The organism is Halobacillus sp. BBL2006, assembly GCF_000786645.1.
Classification (GTDB): domain Bacteria; phylum Bacillota; class Bacilli; order Bacillales; family Halobacillaceae; genus Halobacillus.
Window position 1 is genome coordinate 1 of sequence record NZ_JRNX01000179.1, and the last position, 5,624, is coordinate 5,624.

Consider the following 5,624-nt stretch of genomic DNA (forward strand, 5'->3'; position numbering starts at 1 on the left):
CAAGGTTACCGATAAATTGGTTCCGGGTATGGTTTTAATTTACATCAGTGTCTGTCTTTATGTCATTTTTGCGAATGCAGATCAACTGCCAAATGTATTCGGACTGATTATCACGCATGCCTTCACCCCTATTTCTGCAGCAGGTGGTTTCGCTGGAGCAGGGATTGCCCAAGCCTTACGCTGGGGAACAGCCCGTGGCTTGTACTCCAATGAAGCTGGCCTCGGAACAGCACCGATTGCTCACGCCGCCGCCAAAACGGATCACCCCTCCAGACAGGCACTATGGGGAATCTTCAGTGTTTTTGTGGACACGATTGTCATTTGTACAATATCCGGATTAACTGTATTGGTGACAGGTGCCTGGAAAGAAGTTGGAGGCAAGGACGCTTCGAACATGATCAATGTGGCGATCGGCAGTGAGTTTGGGGACGCCTTCGGTGGTGCCTTCATCACTGTATTCTTACTGTTTTTCGTTGTGACAACGATCGGAGTGCTCGTATTTTATGGAGAGAAGCAAGCAGAATATCTCTATAATTTGAAATTCGCTAAATTTATGAGAATTGTTTATATTTTAGCCGTATTCGTAGGGGCAATTGGCGGATTGAAGTTTGTATGGCAGTTTTTAGACCTGCTGCTGGCATTTGTTCTTTTAGCGAATATCATCCCACTCTTGTTTTTACACAAGGAAATTGCCCAGCTGACGGATGACTACGTAAACAGAGTCTATAAAAAACGTACGAAGAAGAAAAATATAGAACTCTTCCATGAAGAAGAAGATGCCAGCTAGGCATCAACTTGACCTTCTTTTCTCATCTCTTATTCCTCTGCATATAATCTTGACTTAAAGAGGAAACTAATGGGAACACGAGAGGAGGTCCGTGATGAAAATTGCCATTATGGGCGCTGGTTTGTCTGGGTTAGCCTGTGCCCTCACTTTAGAAAAAAACGGGTACCATGCGGATATCTTTGAAAAGAGAGGTATGGTCGGAGACAGAATGATTTTCGCCGAAGGAGTCTCGTCCATCTTCCATACGCCGATCGACGACTATATCAAGTTTTTAAGTGAAACGTACGATATACACTTAAAACCCACAGGTAATATAAGTAAAACTTACATTCATTCCAAAAATGAAACCGCAAGCTTAGAAGGAAACCTCGGGTTCATCAACATGCGCGGAAAACATCCTGAGTCCTACGAGATGCAATTTGCAGAACAAATCCATTCGCCGATCCACCTTCATTCAAAGAAGATCTATGAAGAGATTTCTAAAGAATACACCCATGTCGTTGTGGCAACGGGGGATCCTTCCGACGTGCAAAGAATTCAGCCTTTTGATGTTGCCTATAAAGCCTCTTTCAAGGGAGCAACGGTAGCAGGAAGCTTCAAACGTAACGAAATCCATACATGGTTTAATAATGATTTTGCACCAAAAGGAATGTCTTACCTTCTGCCTCATTCGGATACTGAAGCGAGCTTCATACTTGTATATCCTCAATATCCTGAAAACCAGGTCAAAGATAAAGAGAAGCTCTGGCAAGAGGGTTTCTCATTCGCAGAGGCTTCACTACAACAAAAACTTAACGTGACGAGCGACTATTCACTGAAAGACTTTATTATCGGAAAATCAGCTTATCCACGGATTGGGAATACATTCTTTGTTGGAAATTGCTTAGGATGTATTTCTCCTTTTATCGGGTTCGGAGAATTCACAGCTATACTCACAGGTATATATGCTGCTGAAGACATTTGCGGCATTGAAAGCTATGAAAAACAAACCAAGCATGTTTTTCAAAAATATCATGATTCCTTAACTTTAAGGCGTATTATTGAACATTCTTCCAATGAACAATTAGACAGAGTTGTCAGGTCACTTCAGGTTGAATTCTTAGGAAAAGCATTGACTTCACCAAGGTTCCAACTTCTTAAACTTCTAGGAAAAATCGCACACCCTATTTCGAGGGAAACGTAAAAAAGCAAGCATGCCTCCGCATGCTTGCTTTTTTACGTTTATCTTAAGAATACATGGTTTCCAATAACTGTTGTTACTTCTTGACTGCTTAGATAGTCACTGGAAGCTTTGGACGGGTTATAGAAGAATAAGGATTCATTATCATACCCTTGGTAAGCCAATGCTTCCTGAACAGCTCTTTTAGATTCCTGACCAGCAGGCTCATTAATCGTTCCATTCAATACAGGCGAAAACTGAATGCCGTCATAAATGACTCCATATAAAGAATCAGGGAAACTGTCACTTTCTACACGATTCAGGACTACAGTAGCTACAGCCACTTTTCCTGCATAACTTTCACCTTTTGCTTCCGCTTCAACTAAGCGTGCCAGCAAATCTTTTTCTGATTCACTAGGGACAACTGGAAGCTTCAATGTTTCACCAGGATAAATCATGGAACCTTGTTTGTCATTCATCACTTGCAATTGATGAGCAGAAACTCCATATTTCATAGCAATTTTATATAATGACTCGCCCTTTTGGACGGTATGAGTATTTTGAGCGGCATGAGCACTTGTCGGGATGGTAAAGGATAACGCGCAGACTATAGTTAAACCAGTGATAATCAAACGTTTTAACATCTTGCTATACCTCCTTAAAAAATTCATCTATTATAAATTAACATAGCAGTCTAAATGTTTTCACTATTAATTCTTTCCAACATTACCAACAACGTTTGATCTTTCAAAAAATTCAAAAATCCGATTTCTCTAGATGAGAAACCGGATTTCCACATTTATGCTTTCTTCCATGTAGCGTTCGTTTTAATACCAGCTACCGCTCTTGAGACTCCGATGTTTTAAGGATCGAAGTTCAACTCCTTAGCAACCATATTAGCGATTACCGTTTCACAACCGGCCAATGAGCCGAGCATGGTTGCTAGCGGATGCACTTTGTTTCGTCTCATCAGTAACAAGACTATGGTCGATCTAGATTACATTTCTGCTTTTTCTAAGTATGATAGGTTACATAATTGAGTCTGAACTTCATGTATAATGTAAGAAAAGTGACGGTCCAAAGAAGGAAGTGAAAGAAATGAAGCATAAAAAATACTGGATTCGCTTGATGGCAGCCGTCTTAGCTATTATTGCCGTCATTTATTTTGTACACTTCAAATGGCCGATCACTCCTAATGAAATCCGCCTGTTCATCCTCTCCTACGGATGGCTCTCTCCTATCATTTTCTGGCTGATTTACGCCCTTGGCCCTTTTGTATTTTTCCCTACATCCATTTTATCGATGTCTGCTGGACTATCGTATGGAGCATGGCCTGGGATTTTAGTTATATGGATTGGAGCTTCCGTTGCGTCGATCACCGGCTATTGGATCGGACATTATTTCGGTAAGTTCATTATGAAATGGCACACCTCAACATGGACGGATCCTATTCAAGATAAGATTAGAAAGAACGGGTTTCTTTATGTCCTCACATTAAGGCTTATCCCTTTAGTAGGATTTGATTTACTTTGTTATATCTCCGGGCTGACTAAAGTCCGGTTCAGCCATTATATGGCAGCAACCATGCTGGGCATCCTTCCAGGAGCTACAGCCTATGGGCTGCTCGGTTCAAGCATAGCTTCCGGAAATAGAAATTTGATCTTTATCGCTCTGGTTGGGTTCCTAATGTTGATTGGGGCGAGTTATCTCTTACGATCAAGGGTAAGAATATGGTTAGGACTGGATCATACAGAAAAGTAGGGGATAGTAGATGCTTGATACTCATGCTAGAAAATTTGTACAGCCGTCAATCGATAAAACGGCCACTTTGTTTCTTAATAAAGGCCGCACGGCAAATGAAATTACGATTCTCGCCCTATTCATCGGAGTTTCTACCAGTGTTTTTTATATACTTGGATATCCCGTTTTAGGAGTGGTCATGTTATGGCTCTCAGGCTTTTTAGACGCTGTTGATGGTACCATGGCTAGACACACGAAAACCTCCCCCTTTGGAACTGTGATGGATATTACGTTCGACAGAGTTGTAGAAATCGCTATGATCGTTGCGATCGCCTATGTACACCCAGAAGTCATGTTTCCTCTCCTCTTGCTTAGCGTTTCCATCATCATTTCTATGACCATTTTCCTTGTTGTTGGAGCCGTATCTGAAAAAGCAGGAATTAAGTCTTTTTATTATCAAGCTGGAGTAGCAGAACGGACAGAGGGATTCCTTTTGTTCAGTATCATGTTACTCTTTCCGGACTTTCTTCTATGGTCGACCCTTCTATTTTTTGCAGTTGAATTATTCACGGGGATTCAGAGGTTTATGGAAGCGAAACGTATTCTTAAATAAATGGGTAGCAAGGAGTGGACAGCCATTGATAGTTTGTCCATCGTAGCACCTCTCATTTCAACAAAAATATAATGTAGAAATATTAACCCCCATCTAGTATAAAGTAATGGCTTCTTTTTTATTAAATTTCCTTCCATCCCCTCTTTTAAGGCTGCACGTTATAAATCTAGCGTTGCTTCTCCGAGACGTTTCACCCCCCGTATTCTCGCGACCTCCTCTACCAATTGAAGTAATGCCATGTCTTTCGCTTTCGCCTCAATCATAAAATCGACCGGTTCACCATGTGCTTTCAAACTCTTTAAAAGTGGTTGAATGAATTCAAGACTGACATAGTCAGCGTGACTTCGGTAGGCTTTTTCCGCTTTAGGAGAAGAGACATGAATCTTCGGCGGGACATCCAAATGATTCCACGTTTTGAAGAAACGTGGTAAGAGCTCCTCCAGCACCTCTCCTTGGTGATGATTTGCCATAAAATGATGATAGTCGAACATAAGAGGAATATTTTCTTGTTCACAGACCTCTAGCGTTTCAGACGTTGTGTACGTTTTATCATCGTTTTCTAGAGTCATTTGTTTTTTTATTGCGGGAGGCAACTGCTTCAAGTTTTTATGAAACCTGGAGACAGCTGCTGTTTTATCTCCATAAGCTCCCCCTACATGAAGGTTAATGTGCGCTTCCTTCTCCAGCCCCATCGCCTCTAATAATGCGTAGTGGTATTTCATATCCTTTACTGCATTCTCAGTAACGTGCGGTTTGTCACTCGTAAATAGCGTGAACTGATTAGGGTGGAAACTTGTGCGTAAATGATGATAACGGACCAACTCTCCGATCTCTTGATAGAGAGATTGAAAAGGAGTGATATAATCCCAGTTCACTTCATCATGAGTAGCGAGAGGCACAATCGATGAGGAAAATCGATAAAGGGGAATCTCGTGGGCGATATTGAAGTGCAAAGCTCGTAACGTATTACGAAGGTTGACCTCTGTAATCTTTTTTAGCTGTTGGATCCGGTCACTCTCGTCCAGTTTATTGTACCTAGAAAAGGTCATCGTCCTCGCAGGTGTCGCTTCCCATAATGAAAGCGCATGTGAAACATAACCAAATCGGATTTTCATAGTTAAACTCCTTTATGAATCTTTTCTCTATCTCTAAAGTTCCCTCGATACTTTTGTTTATTACTGTGTTAAGAGCTATTTTTTGTTATAGATTTTCAAGTAAAGTGCAGAATTCTGTAAGACTCGATTTCGAGATGATTGTGTGATTTTAGGGTCGTTGGGGAAGGACTCGTCTACCAGGGCGTCTCCGCATTTGAACACTTTCCTGTG

General features: G+C 41.3%; 6 protein-coding genes. 4 read left to right on the forward strand and 2 right to left on the reverse strand.

Annotated elements, in window-relative coordinates; translation table 11 throughout:
• The coding region (locus LD39_RS06380) for an alanine:cation symporter family protein (RefSeq protein WP_035544143.1) at window positions 1-787 on the forward strand (787 nt) is incomplete at its 5' end.
• A gap of 94 nt (window positions 788-881) precedes the next feature.
• The gene (locus LD39_RS06385) at window positions 882-1,970 is read left to right on the forward strand and encodes an NAD(P)-binding protein (protein ID WP_035544146.1); all 1,089 of its coding nucleotides are present in this window, start codon (window positions 882-884) and stop codon (window positions 1,968-1,970) included.
• Between the two features lie 38 nt (window positions 1,971-2,008).
• On the opposite strand, the gene LD39_RS06390 is transcribed toward LD39_RS06385, so the two are convergent.
• Entirely contained in the window at window positions 2,009-2,590 is a 582-nt protein-coding gene (locus LD39_RS06390; protein ID WP_035544148.1) for a cell wall hydrolase, read from the reverse strand.
• A 454-nt stretch (window positions 2,591-3,044) separates the two neighbouring features.
• On the opposite strand from LD39_RS06390, the gene LD39_RS06395 reads away from it, so the two are divergent.
• Entirely contained in the window at window positions 3,045-3,707 is a 663-nt protein-coding gene (locus LD39_RS06395) for a TVP38/TMEM64 family protein (RefSeq protein ID WP_035544150.1), read from the forward strand.
• Window positions 3,708-3,717: 10 nt separating this feature from the next.
• Window positions 3,718-4,299: a CDP-alcohol phosphatidyltransferase family protein gene (locus LD39_RS06400; RefSeq protein WP_035544152.1), complete on the forward strand. Its 582-nt coding sequence runs from the start codon at window positions 3,718-3,720 to the stop codon at window positions 4,297-4,299.
• Window positions 4,300-4,457: 158 nt separating this feature from the next.
• Here LD39_RS06400 and uvsE read toward each other — a convergent pair whose 3' ends face one another.
• Window positions 4,458-5,414, reverse strand: coding sequence for a UV DNA damage repair endonuclease UvsE (uvsE, locus tag LD39_RS06405; protein WP_035544154.1), 957 nt, complete (start codon window positions 5,412-5,414; stop codon window positions 4,458-4,460).
• Window positions 5,415-5,624 lie beyond the last annotated feature (210 nt).